Genomic DNA, 21,539 nt, shown 5'->3' on the forward strand with positions numbered 1-21,539 from the left:
CCGTTGTGCAGCGCCGTGGGATAGGAGAGCTCGGCCGCCCTCATCCGCCCGCCGGCACCTTCTCCCCGCACGCCGGGCGAAGCGGACCCGCGTCGCCCGCCTAAGTTCCCTCTCCCCGCCTGCGGGGTGAGGGGCAAGTCCAGGCTCAGACGGTTGAGAATAGCCGCTCGGAGGCACTCTATCCGTGATCATGCCCCTCGTGGTCGCCGAGCGACGGCAGGTCGAGGCTGAACGTTTCGACAAGATCGGCCACTTGCTGCGGGCTCAGGTAGCGCGGATTGAGGTTGCGCAGCAGCAGGTAGAGCTTTGCCGTCTCCTCCAGTTCCTCCGTCGCAAAGACCGCTGCCTCCAGACTGTCGCCGGCGACGACCGGCCCGTGGTTGGAGAGCAGCACGGAGGAATATTTGCCCGCGAGCCCGCGGATCGCATCGGCGACGGCCGGGTCTCCGGGGCGGTAATAGGGCACGAGCGCCGTCTCCCCGGCCCGCATGAGGTAATAGGGCGTCATCGGCGGAAGGGCCGCCCGCGGATCGATCTCCGGCAGCATCGTCAGCGCGACCGCGTGGGTCGAATGGAGATGCACGATCGCACGGGCGCTGCCGCGCGTCTCATAGAGGGCGGAATGAAGGGGAATCTCCTTCGTCGGCTTGTCGCCCGAGACGAGCCGGCCGCCGGCATCGAGCCGCGAAATGCGCGCGGGGTCGAGGAAGCCGAGCGAGGCGTTGGTGGGCGTCACCAGCCAGCCACCGTCTTCGAGTCTCATCGATATGTTTCCGGAAGAGCCGGGTGTCAGGCCCCGCTCGAAGAGGGACCGGCCGTAGCGGCAGATTTCTTCGCGAAGACGCGTTACTGACATTGGTGGTCCTTTCCGTTCAGGCTGTAGCGCCTTCGATAAGTTCAAATCCAAGATCGGCGACGTGGGACGGGTGATCGTTGATGACCAACTCAGCCGCCAGCTTTCCCGTCGCGACGCGAGGCGTGCGAATGGTCGTCAGAGGTTGCGGCGTGGCCTGGCCGATGTCGAGGCCGTTGTGGCCGAAAAGGGCGAGCCTGGTGGGAACGGGAATGGCGCGTGCAAGACAATGAAAATATCCGCCGAGCGCCATGTCGTCGTTCGAGAAATAGACCGCATCGAGTCCCGGAGCCCTTCGAAGAAGCTGCTCGAGCCCCGCCCGCCCGCTCTCCACCGAAGAAGCACCCGCACGGATTTCCCGATCCACGAGGGGAACGCCGGCGAGGTTCAGCGCTTCACGAAAGCCGTCGAAGCGTTTGCCGGCGCGTGTGTCGCGGTCGAGATCGTGGCCGACATAGCCGATCCGGCGATAACCTCGCTTCAACAGGAATTCGGCGCTTGCGCGACCCGCCTCACGATTGGAAAAGCCGACCGCCAGGTCTATGGCGGTCCCGTCGATATCGAGCAGTTCGACGACACGACAGCCGCTCGCCCGCAGCATCTTGAGCGTGCCCTCCGTATGCTCGAAGCCGGCAAGCATCACCGCCGTCGGCCGCCAGGCGAGCATGGCGGCGACAAGTGCCTCCTCGCGCTCCGGCTCATAGTCCGTCACGGAAAAGACGGCCTGATAGCGATTTTCCTCCAGAACGGCGCTTGCACCCCGCAGCACGTCCGGGAACACGATGTTGGTGAGCGACGGGATGACGAAGGCGACGAGGCGGGACCCGGCCGAGGCCAAGGTTCCGGCGATCCGGTTCGGTACGTAGCCAAGCCGCTCGACCGCATCCAACACGCGCTCCCGGGCCTTGCCGGAGAACGAGCCGTGATTGCGCAGCACGCGGGAAACCGTGCTCTCGCCCACGCCCGCGGCTTCCGCCACCTCTGCGAGCGTTACGGTCGTCTGCTGCTTGAAGCCCGTCGTCACTTCGCGCCTGTTCCAGTTTGACGTGGCCGCTAGGGGCTCTGATCGACTTCATAGGCGGAAATTTTTGGCAGCGCTACCAATTTTAGTTGGCAGCGCTGCCAAAGCTCACTAGAACGGGTGCCTGGCAACTGGAGGAGACGAAATGGCATCGAAGATCGCAGTGCTCGGGCTCGGCTCGATGGGCTTCGGTATGGCGTGCTCGATGAAAAGCGCGGGCCTCGACGTATCGGGCTACGACGTCGCCCCGCCCGCAGTGGAGCGTTTCGTCGCCGAAGGCGGTCGCGGAGCGGGCACGCCAGGCGAGGCCGTGACGGGCGCCGACGTCGTCGTTTCGGTCGTCGTGAGCGGCGCGCAGACCGAAGCCGTTCTGTTCGGCCCCGATGGCGTCGCAGGCGCGATGAAGCCCGGTGCCGTCTTCGTATCGTCTGCGACCATGGATCCGGCGATCGCGCGCGACCTGGCGCAGCGGATCAAAGCACTCGGGCTTCACTATCTGGACGCGCCGATCTCAGGCGGCGCGGCAAAGGCGTCGAAGGGCGAACTGACGATCATGGCTTCGGGTTCGCCGCAGGCCTTCGCCGCCGCCCGCCCTGCCCTCGACGCCATGGCCGCCAAGGTCTACGAACTCGGCGACACCGCCGGGACCGGCGCCGCGTTCAAGATGATCAACCAGCTTCTCGCCGGCGTGCATATCGCGGCCGCCTGCGAAGCGATCGCCTTCGCGGCCAAACAGGGGCTGGACCTCGACAAAGTATACGAGGTGATCACCGCCTCGGCCGGCAATTCCTGGATGTTCGAAAACCGCATCCCGCATGTGCTCGCGGGAGATTACGCCCCGCTGAGCGCCATCGAGATTTTCGTGAAGGACCTCGGCATCGTCCAGGATATGGCGCGCGCGGAGCGCTATCCGGTGCCGCTCGTGGCGGCCGCACTGCAGATGTATCTTGCAGCCTCGGGCGCAGGCATGGGGCGCGACGACGATTCCTCCCTCGCGCGGCTCTACGCCCAGCTCTCCGGGGCCACGCTGCCCGGCACGAATAATCCATAAGGAAGACGCGCATGCCCGTTTTTGCCGCCAATTTGACGATGATGTTTACCGAGTTGCCGTTCCTCGACCGCTTCGACGCGGCCGCCGACGCCGGATTCACCGCCGTCGAGTATCTTTTTCCCTACGAGGTGCCGCCGGAAGCGATCGCCGAACGGCTTGCCCGCAACAGGCTTGAGCAGGCACTGTTCAACCTGCCGCCGGGCGATTGGGCAGCCGGCGAACGCGGCATCGCCGCCCTGCCCGGCCGCTACGATGCGTTGAAATCGGATGTCGACAAGGCGCTCGACTACGCGGCCGCGACCGGCGCCAAGCGCCTGCACCTGATGGCAGGTCTTGCTGATGCATCCGACCCGGAGGCCGCATCCCGTTACCGCCGGTCGGTCGCCTATACCGCCGGGCGCCTGGCCGACGAGGGCATCGATCTCCTCATCGAACCGATCAACGGCCGCAACATGCCGGGTTATTTCCTCAACGATTTCGGGACCACCGAGCGGCTCATCGCCGAGCTCGCGCTCCCCAACCTCAAGCTGCAATTCGACATCTATCACCGGCAGGTCCTGCACGGCGACGTCGCAATGGCACTCCGCCAGCTTATGCCGGTCACCGGCCATATCCAGATCGCCAGCGTGCCCTCGCGGAATGAGCCGGATGGCGAGGAGTTGAACTATCGCTACCTCTTTGAAGAAATCGACCGGCTCGGCTATGGCGGCTTCGTCGGCTGCGAATATAACCCGCGCGGCCAGACGCTGGACGGCCTCGGCTGGTTCAAACCCTTTCGACGGAGCTGACCCATGACAATCCTGCTCGGATCGATCGCCGACGACTACACGGGCGCCTCCGATCTCGCCAACACGCTGACGAAGAACGGGCTTCGCACCGTGCAGACGGTCGGCATTCCCGATCCGTCGCTCGCCCTTCCCGACGTCGATGCAGTGGTCGTTTCCCTGAAGATCCGCTCGGTCGCAGCGAAGGACGCCGTGGCCGCCGCCCTCGAGGCGGAAAGCTGGCTGCGTGGCCGCGGCGCCGGCCATGTGCTCTACAAGATCTGCTCTACCTTCGATTCGACGGATCTCGGTAATATCGGGCCGGTGACCGAAGCGCTTCTGAGCGTCTCGGGCGGCGACATCGCCCTCGTCACGCCGGCCTTTCCGGAAACGGGACGGACCGTCTATCTCGGCCATCTTTTCGTCAACGGCCAGCCGCTCGACGAAAGCCCGTTGAAAGACCATCCCCTCAACCCGATGCGCGACGCCAATCTGGCGCGGGTGCTCACCCGTCAGTCGCGCGGCAAGGTCGGCCTCGTCGATATGCCGACCGTGACAGGCGGAGCCGATGCGGTAAGGGCGCGGCTCGAACGGTTACGCGCCGAAGGTGCCGCCGCGGCGATCGCGGATGCGGTCTTCGAACGCGACCTCGAAACGCTCGGGGAGGCAGCGCTCGAAATGCCCGTTTCGACCGGCGCGTCGGGCCTCGGCCTCGGCCTCGCCCGCGCGCTTCTGCGCTCCGGCCGGGCGTCGGCAAGCGACGGCGAAAACGACGTCATCCGCCCCGTCGGCGGACTTGCCGCGGTGGTCGCCGGCAGTTGTTCGGCGGCTACGCTGAAGCAGCTCGACGCGGCCGAACGCCATATGCCGGTGCTGCGGCTCGACACGGAAAAGCTCCTCGCCGGATCGGACGAGATTTCCGCAGCGATTGCCTGGGCCGGGGAACGGATAGCCGAGGGCCCGGTGGCCATCGCCGCGAGCGCCGCACCTGAGGTCGTTTCGCGTTTGCAGGCGCGATACGGGCGAGAGGCATCCGGGCACGCGGTCGAGACGGCAACCGCCGCGATCGCCGGCGAACTGGTCGAGCGGGGGGTGAGACGCCTCGTCGTCGCCGGCGGAGAGACCTCCGGCGCGACCGTCGACAGGCTCGGCATCCCGGCTTTCCTGATCGGTCCGGAGATCGCCCCCGGCGTCCCTCTGCTGAGGACGATCGGCGCTGGCGGAAACGACATGTTGCTGGCACTGAAATCGGGCAATTTCGGCGGCGAGGATTTCTTCGCCACGGCGCTGTCGATGATGCGATGAGAGGTAAGGCGGGCGGTCCCCCTCGTATCCGCCGCCCGCCCGCTGCACGCTTCCTCAAATCGGACCGAGGAGAGCATGCAGACTTGCGTTTGCCACAGCGCGTCCGCGCTAGGGCTCTTAAAGGCCGTTGTCCTTCAGGATCTGCGCCGCGTTTTCCTTGGTCACCTTCATCGTGTCGAGCGTGACGGTCTTCTCGACCTTTTCCCCCTTCAGGAACTTCACCGCTTGGCGCAGACCCTCTGCTCCCGGCGTCGCATAGAGGAAGGTAGCGGTCAGTTCGCCGTTGTTGACCCAGGTCACGCCTTCGTTCGGGAGAGCATCGATGCCGATGAACTTCATTTCCTTCTCACGGCCTGCGTCCTTCGCCGCCAGGTAGGCGCCATAGGCCATCGGATCGTTGTGGCCGTATACGAGGTCGATCTTCTCGTTGTTGCGCAGCGCCGTCGCCATGATGTTGTAGGCCTGGTCCTGCTTCCAGTCGCCGGATTGCTGATCGAGCAGGTTCTTGATGCCGGGCTCCTTGTCGGTGAACTCGTGGAAGCCGTCGTGGCGGTCATGGGCCGGCTGGGTACCCATGCCGCCCCATATCTCGACGATATTGCCTTCAGCCTTGCCCTTGCCGCCGAGAAGCTCGACCGCATATTCGCCGGCCGCGCGGCCGATCAGTTTGTTGTCGCCGCCGACGAACTGGGTGTACTGGTCGGTCTCGACGTTGCGGTCGAGAACGAAGACCGGGATCTTGGCATCGATCGCCTGCTGCACCACGCCGGTGAGCCCTGCGGACTCTTTCGGCGATACGAGCAATGCGTCCACCTCCTGGCGAATGAGGTTCTCGACGTCGGCCACCTGCTTTTCCGTCCTGTCCTCACCGTCGGTTATGATCAGCTCGACATCCGGATGCTTTGCGGCCTCGGCGATGATGTCCTTGTTGAACTGCGCGCGCCACGGCTCGATCGTCGTCGCCTGGCTGAAGCCGATGCGAAACTTCTTGTCCTGGGCCAGGGCGTCGTCCGCCGGCATGAGCGCGGTCGGCGCGGCGAGAACGGCGGCGACCGCCGTCAGTTTCAGGATGTCACGGCGTTTCATTTCTTCTTTCCTCCCATTGTTATGGACAACGTCTCTCTCGACGTCCGCTCCTCCACGGACGTGTCTCCTTGAGCCGGGCGCCGGCTTGCGCCCGGCAGCCGCAACTGCGCGAGAAGATCGTAGGCATTGCGCTCCTGAACGAGCACGGTGCCGATGATGATCACGCCCTTCAGCACCAGCTGAAGATTGGAATTGATGTTGTGGAGCTGCAGGATGTTGGAGAGCAGGCCGAAGATCAGGACGCCGCAGAACGTCCCGGCAAGGCTCCCGCGTCCTCCCATCAGGCTCGTCCCGCCGATGACCACTGCCGCGATCGCATCCAGTTCGAGGCCCGCGCCAGCGTCCGGCTTGCCCTGGCGGTACTGCGCCACATAGAGCACCGCTGCGATGCCCGCGAGAAGACCCGATATCGCATAGGTGACGATCTTCACCCGGCCCGCATTGATGCCGGAAAGGCGCGCCGCCTCCTCGTTTCCGCCGATGGCGTAGATATAGCGGCCGAAAGGCGTGAAGCGCAGCACCGCGCCGTAGAGAAGAATCGCGACGATGAAGAATATGCCGGGCATCGGCACGATGCCGAAGACGAGCTGCCGCAGCATATCGAAGTCGGCGGTGGCATTGCTGCCGGTATAGACCGGCAGAACGGCGTTGTTCTGCCCGGCGGTGAGCCGGGCGATGCCGAGCGCCGTGACCATCATGGCAAGCGTGACGATGAATGGCTGCAACCGTCCGACCACGATGATCACGCCGTTGACTGCGCCGAACATGAGGCCGACCGCCGGCGCCACGAGCAGAACGCCGAGCACGCCGAATTTCGTCTGCATCTGAGGCAAGAGGAAGCTCAGAACCAGGGCACAGAGAACGATGCCGGCTGCGGCAGGCAGAACGGTACCGCGTGTCCGGTCAAGCTGGATGTCGCGGATATGCGTCACGCCCGTACGGGATTTCTCGATATTCAGGAAGACGAAGCGTACGGCCGCCGCACCGACGACCAGGACGGCAAGCCCGACGGCCGGCAGACCCAGATAGAGGGCGGCCGTGTCCCCCGGAACGGTCAAGAGCATCGCGCAGACGACGGTGCAGATCGCCATCAGCGAGCCGACCGAAAGGTCTATGCCGCCGGTCAGAATGACGGCCGTCATGCCGGTGGCGATCAGCCCGGTGGTCGATACCTGCCGCAACACGTCGAGGAGATTGCCGGAGGAGAGAAAGATGTTCCTGCCCGATGACGTCACCGGTGAGGACAGGACTCCGATCAGGAAAATGGCGATCAGCCCCCAATAGAGTTTCGTGCGCGAGAGAGCCTTCAGGAAATTCATGCAACCGCCCTTCCGCGCGCGCTCCGCGGTGCGGCGAGCTGCATGATGCGCTCCTCGCTCGCCTCCTCCCGGGAGATGAGTCCGGTCTGCCGCCCCTCGGCCATCACCAGAATGCGGTCAGCGAGGAGCAGAAGCTCCGGCAATTCGGAACTGACCACCACGATCGCCAGCCCGTCGCCGGCGAGCTTGAAAATGAGATCGTAGATCTCGCGCTTCGCACCGACGTCGATGCCGCGCGTCGGCTCGTCGAGAAGAAGGACGCGCGGCCCGGTCGCCAGCCACTTGCCGATGACGACCTTCTGCTGGTTGCCGCCGGACAGGGTTCCGGCCGCCTGACCGGTCCCGGCGCAGCGAACGCCGAGCGCATCGACCGCCCCTTTCGCAAGCGCACGCTCGCCTTCGAAGGAGCGCAGCCCGAATCGTGCGAGCCTTCCAACAAGCGGCAGGGCCACATTGTCTCTGATCGATTCATGAAGATGCAGCCCCTTCGCCTTGCGGTCCTCCGTCACCAGAGCAAAACCGAGGCGGCGAGCATCGCGGGGCGAGCTTATCTCGACGGGGCTGCCGGCCAACCGGATTTCACCGCCGCGAAGGCCTTCATTCGCAGCAAAGATCGTCTCCAGGATTTCCGTGCGCCCCGCGCCGAGCAAGCCGCCGATGCCGAGGATTTCGCCGGCGCGAACGTCGAAGCTCACCCCCTTCAGCACGTCGCGCCAGCCATGCCGTCCGGATACGGCAAGCGACAGGTCCCTGACCGAAAGGACGGGCTCGCCGCCGCCTTTGCCCCGGTCGGGCCGGTGCGCGTCGAGGAGGTTGCGGCCCACCATTGCGGCGATGATCGCATTCTCGTCCAGTCCGGCCATCGGCCGGGTCCACACATGGCGGCCATCGCGGAAGACGGTGACCCGGTCGCTGAGCTGCATGACCTCGTCGATCCGGTGCGAAATATAGATGATGCCGACGCCGTCGGCTGCAAGTTGCCGCATGATCTTGAAGAGGCGCCGACACTCGCCGGGCGAAAGCGCCGAGGTCGGCTCGTCCATGATCAGAATGCGCGCTTCCACGGACAGGGCCTTCGCGATCTCGACGAGCTGTTGTTCGCCGACCCGCAATTGCCCCACACGCGCCTCCGGGTCGAACTCGATTCCGAGGCGGTTCAACAGCCCTCGTGCGGCCTCCAGGCTCGCCTTGCGATCCACGAAAAGACCGGCGATCACCCGTTCGCGGCCGAGGAAGATGTTGTCGGCGACGCCGAGTTCGGGGACGAGGTTGAGTTCCTGATGGATGATGGCGATCCCGGCAGCCTCGGCATCGCGCACATTGAAGAAGCGGACGGTTTCTCCATCGACACGGACGGTGCCCTCGTAGTCCGTGTAGACACCGGACAGGACCTTCATCAGCGTCGACTTGCCGGCGCCGTTCTCGCCCATGAGCGCGTGGATTTCGCCCGCGCGCAACTCGAAGCGCACATCCTTGAGCGCCGCGACGCCGCCGAACGATTTCGAGATCGCTTCGGCCATTAGAATTGGCCGGTCGGATTTTGTGGTGGCCGAATCACGGGGGATAGCATCGCGCATGATATTGGCAGCCTCCCTACCGCCGACATCTGACGCTCTATTCGCCTATTTCCTGCAGCCTATTCTAAACGTTTCGACGCTGTCAAGCAGACCGATCGGGCCTTCATTGCGTAATTTCAGCAATTCAAATACAGTTTCGCGAGCAAATCACCAAAACGTTTCGGAAGAGATGCAGCAGCGACGAAATTCACGGAAATCCGGTGCACCGACCATGCTCGACGTCGCCAAGGCGGCGCATGTCTCCGTGGCGACGGTCTCGGCCATGATCAACGGCTCGGCCCCGGTCAGTCCGGAATTGCGCAACCGCATCGAGCAGGCGATCGGCCTCATAGGCTACAAGCGCAACGCGATCGCCCGCAGCCTCAAGCTCGGAACGACCCGCACCGTGGGCCTGATGGTTGCCGATATTACCAATCCGTTCTTCACCGATGTCGTAGCCGTCATCCAGGACGTGCTGCATCGGGCCGGCTACGCCGTGATGCTCTGCTGCAACGACGAGGACGTCGCCCTGCAGGACGAGCAGATCGCCCTGTTGATCGACCGGAGCGTGGACGGCCTGATCATCGCGCCAGCCGGAGACGACGAGACGTTGAAACGCATGATCGCGAGCGCCAATCTTCCAACCGTGCTGATCGACCGGCTTTGCGACGGCATCGACACCGATGCGGTCGTGCTCGACAATCGTCGCGCGGTTCAGGACGCAACCATCTATATGCTGGGTCTCGGCCATCGTCGCATCGGCTATATTTCCGGCTCGCTCGACACTTCGACCGGGCGGGAGCGTCTTGCCGGCTATCGGGCAGCGTTGGAGGCGGCGGGGCTCCCCTGCGAGGAGGACCTGATCCGCATCGGCAATTTTCGGGAGAAGGACGCCTACACCGCCGCGCTCCAGCTGCTGACGAGTCCCGAGCGTCCAACGGCGATTTTCTCCGCCAACAACCTGATGGTCATCGGGGTGATGAAGGCGATCCGGGATATCGGCCTTCACTGCCCGGACGACGTTTCGGTCGCAAGCTTCGACGATTTTCCCTGGGCTGACGTCTTCCAGCCGCATCTGACGACGATCGCCCAGCCGGTCCAGGCGATCGGCGAACAGGCCGCACAGCTCGTGCTCGACCGTCTTTCCGGCGCCAGCCCGGAAGCGCCGCGCCGGCTCGTGCTTCAGGGACGGCTGGTGATCCGCGACTCCTGCCGGCCGGTCGGCAGCCTGGCGCCGCGCGCGATCGCCTGACCCATTTTCCCAAAAGATCCCGGGTGTCGGGGCTTCAGTCGTCGTGCAAGGCGCGAGCGATCGGCGGGCCGAGATTCAAGTCGCGGAACCTTGCCGCAAAGCCCGCGCGTTCCGGAGAGCAGGCCGTGGCTCCGACCTCGGCATCGGCGGCGGAAAAGGGACAGAGCCGCGCCATCTGCCAGCGTTCCTCGCCAAAGCGGAATTGCACCCGCACCGCATCCCCATGCCGCGTCAGCCGCACCTCCAGAGGGTCCGAAGGCGCCTTGGCGTGTAGCGGGATGACCGACCAGTCCGATACGCCGCGCGTCACGACCACGCTGAAATGCATCAGCCCGTCGGTATATTCGATACCGCATTTGATCCAGTTCTGTTCGTCGAACCGCAGCATCAGACCGGCCTGGTCGTAAAGCTGCTCATACTGACCGACGATCGTCGCCGAGGCGGTGAAATCGCCTGAAACCGGACGAAGATAGGCATGTCCGCTGTCGCGCACGAAGCCGTAGAAGGTTTCGCGCCAGAAATCCGTATTGCCGTCGGTCTTGAGCGACAGATCGCGTTCGTCGCCCTCCCAGCTTGCCGGCTCGTTCAGCCAGCGATACGCGCTTGCCATTCAGTCCCTCCATCCATCCCACTGTTTAATTGCTCGGCAGCTGTCGCGCACCCCACTCGCTCTTCGGGATCGCTTTGCCGATCGCGAAGCTGAAGGAAGTGACCGATGTCGTTTCGGGGCTCACTTCGCATTTGAAGTCGATGGCGTACCATGTCGACCGGCTGCGGAAGGCGCCGCCATCGGCGTTCAGTCCCGTCTGCGAGATGAAGCCCCCGGAAGGGCCGAAGGGAACGAGCATGTCCGGAAAGGCACCGGGCATTTCGCGTCGCACCTGCTCGAGCGCCTCGATGCTGCAGAGCTGCACGATCCGCTTTTTCGGCGTCAGCCTGCCGATCGCCTGTTTCACGCGCGGGTCCGACAGGGCGTTTTCAGAATAGAGTTCCTTCGCCTGGACGAGTTGGCTCGACTCACGCTCGGCCTTCGCCTCGGCTGGCTGCGTCGGCTCCGCCCTTGCTTCCTCCAGAACCGGTTTCTCCTGGGGAACAGCTGCAGCCGGCGGCGCGGCTGCAGCGTCGGCCGCCTCGTTCGCTGCGCTCCGGGCATCGACGCGTAATTCCGCAAGCGCTGTCCTGCTTTCCGCCGGCTTTTCGCTGGCGGTATTCTCCGTCTTTGCCGGGGCGGGCCGCGAGGCCTCCGGCGTCTCGCTCGGCGTTTCGGTCTTCTTCGGCGCGGCCGGAGGCAACTCGGGCCGAGGCGGCTTTTCCTTTTCGACCGGCGCTGCCGCCGACTCGAACGCCTCAGGCTGAGGGCGCGCCTGCTCGCTCTTGGCCGCGTTCGGCTTTTGCTCGGGCTTTTCCGCACTCTTCGGCTGCGGAACGAGCTCGACGCTGACGCTTTGTTCCTTTCCCGGCGGAGACAATTCCGGCAGCCGAACCAGCAGCAAGAAGGCGAGCGCCAGGTGCAGGGCGAGCGAGGTCGGCATGCCCCAACCGGTTTCTCCCCACATTTTCCTGGCGAAGTGCTGCATTGCTCAAAGGTCACGGACTCGGAAGCACCGAACCTAAGAGTTCGAGCGCCCCGCAACAAGTGCGGGACGCGCGTCGGTCAAGCGTATTCGACCTGATAAGGCTTTTCGAAGAAATGCTCCTCGAGATTACATCCGCTGCCGCCGCGGTCGATGACGACGAATTCGGAGGTCGAACGAAGCGGCGTCAGAATTCCGTGCCAGACATTTTGCGCGATGTTGACCCCCTGGCCCGGCGCGGTCTCGAAGGCGATCGGCTCGCCGGGCTTCCCGCCCTCATCGGGCGCCACGACGACGAGGAATGGATTTCCCGTCAGCGGGATGAAGGCCTGGCTTCCGAGCGGATGCCGTTCCACCATCTTCAGCGTCAATGGGATGTCGTAGGGTTCGCCCTTCAAGAGGCTGACCAGCGTTCGGGCTTCCGGGCCGCTCGTCTCCACCTTCGCAAGGTCGTGATAGCGGATGCATTTGCCGGTGTTGATCGGAAAGCTCTTCGCATCATCAGGCTCGATGACGTCGCCGAAGGGCGCGAACTCGCTTCGCGAAAGCGGGCGGATCGGTAGAGGTATCATGGTCTTTCCTCCCTGGTGGACCAATTGTCTTCGGGCGCCGGCACCGATCACTGGATCAGCACCGCCCTGAAATCATTGACGTTCGTGCCGGTCGGGCCCGGCTTGAAAAGGTCTCCAAGCGCATCGAAGGCCGCCCAGCTGTCGTTTTTCTGAAGCAGCGCAGCGGCATCCAGGCGCCGCGCCAGCAGGCGGGCGATCGTCGTATGATCGGCGAAGGCGCCGGCATTGTCCTCGGATCCGTCGATGCCGTCGGTGTCCGCAGCGAGCGCCGAGATCCCGCCGATGCCGTCGATGCCGAGCGCCAGCGACAGCAGGAACTCGCTGTTGCGCCCGCCGCGTCCTTCGCCCCGGACGGTCACCGTCGTTTCGCCGCCGGAAAGGAGGACGGCGGGCTTCGGAAAGGGCCGGCCGCGCAGCGCCGTCTCGCGCGCGATCGCCGCATGAACGAGTCCCACGTCGCGCGCCTCCCCTTCGATCGCATCGGAAAGAATAACGGCCTCGATACCCAAGGCCCGGGCCCTGGACGCCGCGGCCTCCAGCGAGACGCCTGCCGAAGCGATCAACCGCACCTCGTTGCGGGCAAAGCGCGGATCGGAAGGTCTCGGCGCATCCGCCGCAGCGCTTGCCAGCCAGCGCATGAGCTTTTCCGGCAAAGCGAGACGATAGCGCTCGACGATCTTCAGAGCGTCCTCGCGGCTGGCTGCGTCGGCGATCGTCGGGCCGGATGCGACCAGCGCCGCGTCGTCGCCCGGAATATCGGAGACCACGAGGGAGACGACCCTGGCCGGATGGGCCGCAGCGGCCAGGCGGCCGCCCTTGATTAAGGAAACATGCTTGCGTACCGCGTTCATCGCGCTGATCGGCGCGCCTGACGCGAGAAGCGCCCGATTGACGGCAATTTCATCCTCGAGCGAAAGCGCCGGCGGTGGTGCGGGCAGGAGCGCCGAACCGCCGCCGCAGATCAGCGCCACGACCAGGTCGTCCCCGGTCAGGCCGCTGACCGCCGCGAGGAGCCGCTTCGACGCCTTCATCCCGCCCTCGTCCGGCAAGGGATGGGAGGCTTCGAGCACCTCGATATTCTTGCAACGCGCGCCGAAGCCGTAGCGCGTAACGACCACGCCGCTGAGCGGCCCCTCCCAGGCGGTTTCGAACGCCCGGGCCATCTGAGCAGCGCCCTTGCCGGCTCCGATGACGACCGTGCGCCCCTTCGGCCGCTCCGGCAGATTTGCGGCGATGACGCGTTCCGGATCAGCGGCAGACACCGCAGAGGCGAACAGGCTCTCCAGGAATTGACGCGGGTTGGCGACGGCGGCCATTGTTCCTCCCGTTTGAGAAATGCGCGGGCGGCGGCTCCTCCTTCCGCCGCCCGGATGCATGATCTCCACGGCGGATGAGGCCGCCGGCCGATCATGCGCGTCCTCGATCGCGACTTATGCGACCTCGTGGTTCGCCATCCGCTCGAGCGCCCGCACGAGCCCGGAATGGTCGAGCCCGCTGTCGCCATTGGCGGCGCAGTTGTTGAAGAGTTCCTGGGTGGCCGCCGTGTTCGGCAGCGAGATGCCGAGGCTTTTCGCTCCCTGCAGCGCGAGGTTCAGGTCTTTCTGGTGCAGCGAGATGCGGAAGCCCGGCTCGAAGGTACGCTTGATCATCCGATCGCCATGGACTTCGAGGATGCGCGACGATGCAAAGCCGCCCATCAGTGCCTCACGGACGCGGGCCGGATCGGCCCCTGCCTTGGACGCGAAGACCAGCGCCTCGGAGACTGCCTCGATGGTCAGCGCCACGATGATCTGGTTTGCGACCTTGGTGACCTGGCCGTCGCCGCAATCGCCGACGAGCGTGATGTTCTTGCCCATCAGCTTGAAGAGCGGCAGGGCGCGTTCGAAGGAGCTCGGCTTGCCGCCGCCCATGATGCTGAGCGAGGCGTTCTTGGCGCCGACCTCGCCTCCGGAAACCGGCGCGTCGATATATTCGGCACCGGTTTCGCGGACCTTCTTGGCGAACCCCTTCGTCTCGATCGGCGAGATGGAGCTCATGTCGATGACGAGCTTGCCCTCGCCCAGGCCGTAGTAGACGCCATTCTCACCGAACAGGACGTCCTTCACTTCCGGCGTATCCGGCAGCATCAGGATGATCGTGTCGACCGTCTCCGCGAGCGCCTTCGGCGTTTCGACGATTTCCAGCCCGTTGTCGACGAGCTCCTGGCGCGGCGGGATGACGAAATTGGACGTGATGATCTTGTGGCCGGCATCCTGAAGGTGGCGCGCCATCGGCGTGCCCATGATACCCAGTCCAATGAAACCGATAGATGCCATCGTGCTTAGCTCCTGATTTGGATGATGTCTGCGGATTGTTTGCGCTGGCGCTCGGTGCCGAGCCACCCAAGTCCTTCCGCCGTCGTCGCCAGCGGCTTGTATTCGCACCCGATCCAGCCGTCGTAGCCGGCCGCTTCCAGCGCGTCGAAGACGAAGGGATAGTTGATCTCGCCGGTGCCCGGCTCGTTGCGCCCGGGATTGTCCGCAAGCTGTATGTGCGTGATCTGTTCGCGGTAGCGCCTGTAGGTGCCGACAAGTTCGCCCTCGGTGCGCTGCTGGTGGTAGAGGTCGTACTGGATGAAGAGGTTATCGCTCCCGACCTCCTCGATGATCGACGCCGCCTGCCCGACCGTGTTGAGATAAAAGCCGGGAATATCGAAGGGGTTGATCGGTTCGATCAGGAGGCGGATGCCGCCCTTGCCGAGTTCGGCCGCCGCAAGCTTCAGATTGGCGACGAGGGTCGTGCGCAGCACGCTGTCGGGTACACCGTCCGGGGCAATCCCCACGAGGCAATTGACCTGGCGGCAGGCGAGCGCAGTCGCATAGTCGATGGCCGTTGCGACCCCCTTGCGGAATTCGTCGATGCGATCCGGCAGGATCGCGATGCCCCGTTCGCCGCCGGCCCAGTCGCCGGCCGGCAGGTTGTGCAGCACTTGCGTCAGGCCGTGGCGGTCGAGTTCGCCGCGCAGCGCCGTCCTATCGAACTCGTAGGGAAAGAGATATTCAACGCCTTCGAACCCCGCCTTGGCGGCCAGTGCGAAACGGTCGAGGAACGGCGCCTCGTTGAACAGCATCGTCAGGTTCGCAGCAAATCTCGGCATGCGATCACTCCTCTGTGGTAAGCGGGATGCGGGCGGAACCGCGTAGGACGTTCTTCAATCGAGAAGGGCGGCAATCGCGGTCGGGGCATCCTCGCCGCGCTCGGCGAGTTCCTCGAACTCGACGACCGCGTTGATGTCCGCGCCCATGGCGATGTTGGTGACGCGCTCCAGGATGAACTCGATGACGACGGGCACCTGGTGCTCTTCCATCAGCGCCTGCGCCCGATCGAAGGCGTCGGCGAATTCATTCGGGCTCCTGACACGGATCGCCTTGCAGCCGAGCCCCTCGGCAACCGCCACGTGGTCGACCCCGTAACCCTTCTCCGCGTCGCCGTCGGCATTGATGTTTTCAAAGGCCAGACTGACCTCGAAATCCATGTTGAAGCCGCGTTGGGCCTGACGGATAAGCCCGAGATAGGAATTGTTCACGACGACATGCAGGTAAGGCAGCTTGTGCTGGGCGCCGACCGCGAGCTCTTCGATCAGGAACTGGAAATCGTAATCGCCGGAAAGAGCAACGATCTGCCGGTTCGGATCGGCGGCCCGCACGCCGAGTGCTGCCGGCAGGGTCCAGCCGAGCGGACCGGCCTGGCCGCAATTGATCCAGTTGCGCGGCTTGTAGACGTGCAGGAATTGCGCGCCGGCAATCTGGCTCAAGCCGATGGTCGAGACGTAGCAGGTGTCGCGGCCGAAAGACTTGTTCATCTCCTCGTAGACGCGCTGGGGTTTCAGCGGGGTCTGATCGAAATGGGTCTTGCGCAGCATCGTCCGCTTGCGCTCCCGGCACTCCTGGGCCCAGGCAGACCAGTCGCGCAACTTGCCGGCCGTCTTCCATTCGGTCGCGACGTCGAGGAAGAGCTTGAGCGCGGCACCCGCGTCGGAGACGATGCCGAAATCGGGCGCGAACACGCGGCCGATCTGCGTCGGCTCGATATCGACATGGATGAACTTGCGGCCTTCCGTATAGGTCGGGATGTTGCCGGTGTGGCGGTTTGCCCAGCGATTGCCGATGCCGAAGACGAAATCGGAGGCGAGCAGCGTCGCATTGCCGTAACGATGCGAGGTCTGCAGACCGCACATGCCCGCCATCAGCGGGTGGTCGTCCGGGATGACGCCCCAGCCCATCAGCGTCGGAACGACCGGAACGCCGGTGATCTCGGCGAATTCGGTAAGGAGATCGGAGGCGTCCGCATTGATGATGCCGCCGCCGGCGACGATCAGCGGCCTCTCTGCCTCGTTGAGCATGGCGAGCGCCTTTTCGGCCTGCGCACGGGTGGCGGCGGGCTTGTAGGCGGAGAGCGGCTCATAGGTTTCCGGATCGAATTCGATCTCGGCAAGCTGGACGTCGACGGGCAGGTCGATGAGGACCGGCCCCGGCCGACCCGAGCGCATCAGGTGGAAGGCCTTCTGGAAGACGAAGGGAACCAGCGCCGGCTCCATGACGGTGACCGCCCATTTGGTGACCGGCGCCGCGATCTTCGCGATGTCGACCGCCTGGAAATCCTCCTTGTCGAGACGCGCACGCGGCGCCTGCCCGGTGATGCAGAGGATCGGGATCGAATCCGCGGAGGCCGAATAGAGGCCGGTGATCATGTCCGTGCCGGCCGGGCCGGAGGTGCCTATGCAGACACCGATATTGCCGTGCTTGGCGCGGGTGTAGCCCTCCGCCATGTGCGAAGCGCCTTCGACGTGGCGAGCGAGTATGTGACGGATCGATCCGCGCGCCCTGAGGGCCGAGTAGAATGGATTGATCGCCGCGCCGGGTACGCCGAAGGCGCAATCGATCCCTTCTTTTTCCAGAACATAAACCGCTGCATCGACTGCGCGCATCTTGGACATGGGAACTCCTCCTGTTTGTATGGAAGGTAAATCCATGCCGCATCCATTTCAACGTGTTTATGGAAATCATTCCCATCATATGGAAATAAAGATTTTCAACAAATAGGAGAAAATCGGATGCAATGGCTGTAGAGCATGATCTCAGGCGGCAAATGATTTGGAGACTGGCATGGAGGCGAACGGCAAGGGGAAGAGGGGGCGCAAGGCGGGAGAGAACGCCGCGCCGGCTTCCGTTCAGGTGCTGGACAGAAGCCTGTCCCTGCTGGCGATCATCGCCGAAGGCGACGGCTCGACCTTGACCGCGCTTTCGGAGCGGTCAGGCATGGCGCCTTCGACCGTGCACCGGCTGCTGACGTCGCTCGCCCAGCACGGGATGGTGGCGAACGACGCGGAGGCCGGCACATGGACCGTCGGCGTCAAGGCGTTCGAGATCGGCAACGCCTTCCTGCGCTTTCGCAAGCTCGGCACGATCAGCCGTCCGTTCCTGAAGCGGCTCATGGACGAAAGCGGCGAGACGGCGAATATCGGCATAGAGGAAGACGGCGACGTGGTTTTCATCTCCCAGGTCGAAAGCCACGCGCCGATGCGCGCCTTCTTCCGTCCCGGGCGGCGGGCCCCGATCCACGCGTCCGGCATCGGCAAGGCCATTCTTTCGACCTGGTCCGATACGGAGATCGCCAAGACCCTGAGCGGCAGAACGCTCGCGTGCTTTACCGGGCGGACGCTCGCCACGCTGCCGGACCTGATCCGCAACGTTCAGGAGATCCGCTTTCGCGGCTGGTCGGTCGATGACGAAGAGCACACGCTCGGCATGCGCTGCATCGCAGCCCCGCTCTTCAACGAGTACGGCGAGGCGATCGGCGGCATCTCGATCTCCGGCCCCACCGTCCGCATCGACGACGAGAGACTCGGCGTGCTCGGCCCCGCCGTGCGCCGCATGGCGGACGAGTTGACGCGCGCGATCGGCGGGCACAGGCCGGAGGAAGGCTGAAGGCGCGTCGCATCCAGCATCGAGCTCACCGGAGAATCAAACGAAACCGAAGACCAGATCGCTCGCCGTCAGAGCTGCAAGCGAAGCATTCGCAATCAGGATCCCGTCCGTATCGGAACCGCTGAAGGCGACATGAATGCCGGCGTCCGTATCGGTCGCGACGGCGACGAAATCGGCGTAATCGTGAATGCCGGTCCTGTCTGAAGCGGCAGCGGAAAAGGCTATGACGTCGCCGCTGCTTATGCTGAAGTCGACAATACGGTCTATGCCGCTCTGTCCGGCGATTTCGTCCGACCAGAGAAACGTGTCCGCTCCGCTGCCGCCGATCAGCGTATCGGTGCCGTTGCCGCCGCTCAAAAGGTCGTCATGCGCGCCGCCCTCGAGCCGGTCTTCGCCATCGCCGCCGAACAGCCGATCCCACTCCGAATATCCCCGCAGGATGTCGTTTCCGCCCCGCCCTTCGAGAAGATCGTTGCCGCTCAGGGCATCGAACACGTCGTTACCGTTTCCACCCCGGAGCGTATCGTTCCGAATTCCGGTCGTTACCGTGAAATCCTCGATATTGGTGAAGGTCAATCCAGTCTGGAGTGCTCCCAGCGTCGCATCGAAGTCGATTGCAACCGAGAGCGATCCGAGGCCCAACTGAAGCAGGTCGCGCCCCTCGCCGCCATCGACTTCTCCCTTGAAGGCCGCCCTGAAGGCGTCATTTCCGTCGCCGCCGAGCATCACCGATCCATCGCCCAGGCTGCCGCGTCCGGGAATGGCGTCCGCAATCCAGTCGTCGCCAGCGCCCCCGTCAAGAATGTCCCTCCCGCCGCCATTGGCGAGCGTGTCCATGCCGTCGCCGCCAAAAGCAACATCGTCACCGAGACCGGTGGTTATCATGTCGTTGCCCGCGCCGCTGTCGATGCGGTCGTTGCCGTCCTCGCCGTGGAACGCATCACGCTCGGCTCCCCCTTCGAGGCGGTCGTCCCCGGCGCCGGCATATACGAAGGATACAAGGAGATCGGTCGTGATCACCGTATCGTTGCCGGCTCCGAGCCCAAGACTGGCTAATTCTATGTTGCGGAAGACCGTTCCGGTCGACGCCGTCCCTGCAATGAAGTCGATGGTGACGTCGCTCGTACGTGATCGTTCCTCGATCCGGACCGAATCCTCGCCCTCGCCGCCGTCGACCGAAGCGGAATAAAGTGTGGTCGTAATGAGGTCGCTGCCATCGCCGCCCGTGATGTGATTGACGCCGCGCCCATCGGTGATCGAATCGTTGCCCGCTCCGCCGTCGACGACATCGTCTCCGGCATCCGTCCTGATGACGTCTCCGAGAGCGCTCCCCTGGACACGGTCGTTTCCGCTGCCAGTGATCACCTCGATCCGCTCGATCTCGCTATACTGGGCGAAGACGTGGCGCTCGTCCGGAGTTCCGCTTCCGATGATCGCGTGGCCGGTGTTCGCGTTGAACACGACATCGTCCGAGGTCGCAGCCAGATCGATTGTCAACGTATCGTCTCCAGCGCCTCCGATGACGGTGCTGCCGGTACCGACGAGCACGAAGCGGTCGTTCCCGTCGCCGCCCTCCAGCCGGTCGTAGCCGCCCGTATTCGTGATGATGTCGTTTCCGGCCCCCGCGGCGACGACGTCGATGCCGGCTCCGGTCGAGATCCTGTCGTTGCTTACCGTTCCCACGATCCGGTCGTTTCCACTTCCGGCAACGAGACGGACCCACTCGACGTCGTGGAAGAAGATGTGCCGTTCCTCGGCGCTGCCATATCCGATGATGCCGTGGCCGCTGGCACCGTTGAAGACCAGCTGACCGGACAGCGCCGAGACATCCACTGTCAGCCCATCGTAGCCGCTGCCGCCGGTGACCGCGCCGCCGGTGCCGGTCAGGATGATGTGGTCGGCGCCGGCGCCGCCGTCGAGCCGGTCATAGCCGCTCGAACTCGTCAACACGTCGTCTGAATCACCGCCGTCGACGAAATCGTCGCCGCCACCCGCGTCGATCGTGTCGCCACCGTCCAGGCCCCAGATACGATCGGTCTCATCCGTACCTTGAAGTATATCGTAACCGCTCGAACCCACGATCGTCGCCATGACGCCATTCTCCCTGACCGATTGAAGGTCGCGGCACCCCATTGCACCACAACATTGAAGACGGCAGTCAATGTATAACTATTAGTATTTATCAGCAACTCCGACGATCTTGATAATATAATACGGATTTATTTCCAAAATCGTATTAAATTTTTTCAATTGGGGAAATATAACTGCGGCATCAATCGTGTATTCCGGCGAGCCTTTGCGCTGCCTCCAGAAAGGCTGCGATGACGGGTCCGGGGTTCGGCCGGCTGATGACGTACACGTCGGCTTCCGGCGCGGGGTCGGCGAGCGGCCGGTAAACCACGCCCGGCCGCGAGAGGGTTCTGATGCATTGCGGGACGAGTGCCACGCCGAGCCCCGCGGCAACGAGGCTGGTGAGGGAATAGGATTCCACGACCTCGTTCGTGATATCAGGTACGAATCCCGCCGCTACGCAGCAATCATGCAGGTAGCGGGCAAAGCGGGAGTCCGCGAGCCTCAGGAAGACGAAGTTTTCCTTTCGGAGATCACCGAGCTCGATCGTCTCTGAACCCGCCAGGCGATGGTGCTCGGGCAGGGCCACGCCCACCTTCTCGTGCCAGGCGACATGCGTAACGAGGTCCGGATTGTTTCGAGGCCTGCGCACGAAACTGAGGTCGGTGCGATGGGAGAGCAGGGCCGCCTCCTGCGCCTCCGGGTCCATCTCATGGATTCGGACGAACACGCCGGGCCATGCATCCCGGAACCGCGCGATCAGGTTGGACAACGGCCCCAGCAGCACCGAGCCGGTCGTCGCTATGTTCAGCGTTCCTACCTGCCCGGAACCGATGGCGCGCGCCTGGTGGGTTGCGTGCTCCACCTGACCGAGGATCATCCGGGCATGTTCGAGAAAATTGGCGCCCGCCTCGGTCAGCTCGACATTACGGCTGGAACGCTCGAACAGCCGCGTGCCGATTTCCGCCTCCAGATCCCTGATCTGCTGGCTCAAGGGCGGCTGCGAGATGTTGAGGCCCCTGGCGGCTGCCGTGAAACTCGCGGCATCGGCCACCGCAACGAAATAGCGCAGGTGACGTAGCTCCATGGCATAACCCTATCGATACATTGTTACTCTGGATCGAGTTGAACAATATATTGGACGTATCGC

At 64.2% G+C, this 21,539-nt stretch carries 19 protein-coding genes; 5 read left to right on the forward strand and 14 right to left on the reverse strand.

All coding sequences use genetic code 11. The features are described from left to right. Positions 1-178 precede the first annotated feature (178 nt). On the reverse strand, positions 179-856 hold the full coding sequence (gene otnC, locus PZL22_RS02915) for a 3-oxo-tetronate 4-phosphate decarboxylase (protein ID WP_127594928.1): 678 nt from the start codon (positions 854-856) through the stop codon (positions 179-181). Between the two features lie 16 nt (positions 857-872). Further along, positions 873-1,877, reverse strand: coding sequence for a LacI family DNA-binding transcriptional regulator (locus PZL22_RS02920; RefSeq protein ID WP_127594930.1), 1,005 nt, complete (start codon positions 1,875-1,877; stop codon positions 873-875). 142 nt (positions 1,878-2,019) lie between these two features. On the opposite strand from PZL22_RS02920, the gene ltnD reads away from it, so the two are divergent. The 3 genes from ltnD to otnK are packed head-to-tail and all read left to right on the forward strand — an operon-like array spanning position 2,020 to position 4,994. Further along, positions 2,020-2,925, forward strand: coding sequence for an L-threonate dehydrogenase (gene ltnD / locus PZL22_RS02925; protein ID WP_003526389.1), 906 nt, complete (start codon positions 2,020-2,022; stop codon positions 2,923-2,925). Between the two features lie 11 nt (positions 2,926-2,936). Further along, positions 2,937-3,713: a 2-oxo-tetronate isomerase gene (gene otnI / locus PZL22_RS02930; RefSeq protein ID WP_003526390.1), complete on the forward strand. Its 777-nt coding sequence runs from the start codon at positions 2,937-2,939 to the stop codon at positions 3,711-3,713. A 3-nt stretch (positions 3,714-3,716) separates the two neighbouring features. Next, entirely contained in the window at positions 3,717-4,994 is a 1,278-nt protein-coding gene (gene otnK, locus PZL22_RS02935) for a 3-oxo-tetronate kinase (protein ID WP_003526391.1), read from the forward strand. 117 nt (positions 4,995-5,111) lie between these two features. On the opposite strand, the gene PZL22_RS02940 is transcribed toward otnK, so the two are convergent. From PZL22_RS02940 to PZL22_RS02950, 3 genes are read right to left on the reverse strand one after another with little or no spacing between them, the layout of a single operon-like run. Beyond that, positions 5,112-6,080, reverse strand: coding sequence for a substrate-binding domain-containing protein (locus tag PZL22_RS02940; RefSeq protein ID WP_127594934.1), 969 nt, complete (start codon positions 6,078-6,080; stop codon positions 5,112-5,114). Continuing rightward, the gene (locus tag PZL22_RS02945) at positions 6,077-7,399 is read right to left on the reverse strand and encodes an ABC transporter permease (protein ID WP_003526395.1); all 1,323 of its coding nucleotides are present in this window, start codon (positions 7,397-7,399) and stop codon (positions 6,077-6,079) included. The genes PZL22_RS02940 and PZL22_RS02945 overlap by 4 nt, the downstream gene beginning before the upstream one ends. Then, positions 7,396-8,976 carry a sugar ABC transporter ATP-binding protein gene (locus tag PZL22_RS02950; protein WP_284718456.1) on the reverse strand — a complete coding sequence of 527 codons (1,581 nt, stop codon included), beginning with the start codon at positions 8,974-8,976 and terminating at the stop codon, positions 7,396-7,398. Before PZL22_RS02950 ends, PZL22_RS02945 begins: the two co-directional genes overlap by 4 nt. Before the next feature lie 211 nt (positions 8,977-9,187). On the opposite strand from PZL22_RS02950, the gene PZL22_RS02955 reads away from it, so the two are divergent. Then, entirely contained in the window at positions 9,188-10,207 is a 1,020-nt protein-coding gene (locus tag PZL22_RS02955) for a LacI family DNA-binding transcriptional regulator (protein WP_033048302.1), read from the forward strand. Between the two features lie 34 nt (positions 10,208-10,241). Here PZL22_RS02955 and PZL22_RS02960 read toward each other — a convergent pair whose 3' ends face one another. The 7 genes from PZL22_RS02960 to gcl form a co-directional block, all read right to left on the reverse strand. Continuing rightward, positions 10,242-10,817: a DUF1349 domain-containing protein gene (locus PZL22_RS02960; protein ID WP_003526398.1), complete on the reverse strand. Its 576-nt coding sequence runs from the start codon at positions 10,815-10,817 to the stop codon at positions 10,242-10,244. A gap of 25 nt (positions 10,818-10,842) precedes the next feature. After that, complete coding sequence (locus PZL22_RS02965) at positions 10,843-11,763, reverse strand: DUF930 domain-containing protein (RefSeq protein ID WP_033048303.1); 921 nt, start codon at positions 11,761-11,763, stop codon at positions 10,843-10,845. Between the two features lie 98 nt (positions 11,764-11,861). Further along, the gene (locus PZL22_RS02970) at positions 11,862-12,353 is read right to left on the reverse strand and encodes an ureidoglycolate lyase (protein WP_003526400.1); all 492 of its coding nucleotides are present in this window, start codon (positions 12,351-12,353) and stop codon (positions 11,862-11,864) included. 47 nt (positions 12,354-12,400) lie between these two features. Beyond that, on the reverse strand, positions 12,401-13,669 hold the full coding sequence (locus PZL22_RS02975) for a glycerate kinase type-2 family protein (RefSeq protein WP_003526401.1): 1,269 nt from the start codon (positions 13,667-13,669) through the stop codon (positions 12,401-12,403). A 114-nt stretch (positions 13,670-13,783) separates the two neighbouring features. After that, positions 13,784-14,668 (reverse strand): 2-hydroxy-3-oxopropionate reductase, encoded by an 885-nt coding sequence (locus tag PZL22_RS02980; RefSeq protein ID WP_284718457.1) that lies wholly within the window; start codon positions 14,666-14,668, stop codon positions 13,784-13,786. A 5-nt stretch (positions 14,669-14,673) separates the two neighbouring features. Beyond that, positions 14,674-15,489 (reverse strand): hydroxypyruvate isomerase, encoded by an 816-nt coding sequence (gene hyi / locus PZL22_RS02985; protein ID WP_003526404.1) that lies wholly within the window; start codon positions 15,487-15,489, stop codon positions 14,674-14,676. A 54-nt stretch (positions 15,490-15,543) separates the two neighbouring features. Further along, complete coding sequence (gcl, locus tag PZL22_RS02990) at positions 15,544-17,328, reverse strand: glyoxylate carboligase (protein WP_127613848.1); 1,785 nt, start codon at positions 17,326-17,328, stop codon at positions 15,544-15,546. Between the two features lie 169 nt (positions 17,329-17,497). On the opposite strand from gcl, the gene PZL22_RS02995 reads away from it, so the two are divergent. Continuing rightward, the gene (locus PZL22_RS02995; protein WP_003526406.1) at positions 17,498-18,319 is read left to right on the forward strand and encodes an IclR family transcriptional regulator; all 822 of its coding nucleotides are present in this window, start codon (positions 17,498-17,500) and stop codon (positions 18,317-18,319) included. Between the two features lie 36 nt (positions 18,320-18,355). On the opposite strand, the gene PZL22_RS03000 is transcribed toward PZL22_RS02995, so the two are convergent. Both PZL22_RS03000 and PZL22_RS03005 read right to left on the reverse strand, forming a co-directional pair. Further along, on the reverse strand, positions 18,356-20,410 hold the full coding sequence (locus PZL22_RS03000) for an SMc04171 family calcium-binding repeat protein (RefSeq protein WP_003526408.1): 2,055 nt from the start codon (positions 20,408-20,410) through the stop codon (positions 18,356-18,358). A 181-nt stretch (positions 20,411-20,591) separates the two neighbouring features. After that, positions 20,592-21,476, reverse strand: a complete 885-nt coding sequence (locus PZL22_RS03005; protein WP_003526409.1) for a LysR substrate-binding domain-containing protein — start codon at positions 21,474-21,476, stop codon at positions 20,592-20,594. Positions 21,477-21,539: the final 63 nt, after the last annotated feature.

It is taken from the genome of Ensifer meliloti (assembly GCF_030064585.1).
In the GTDB taxonomy this organism is placed as follows: Bacteria; Pseudomonadota; Alphaproteobacteria; order Rhizobiales; family Rhizobiaceae; genus Sinorhizobium; species Sinorhizobium meliloti.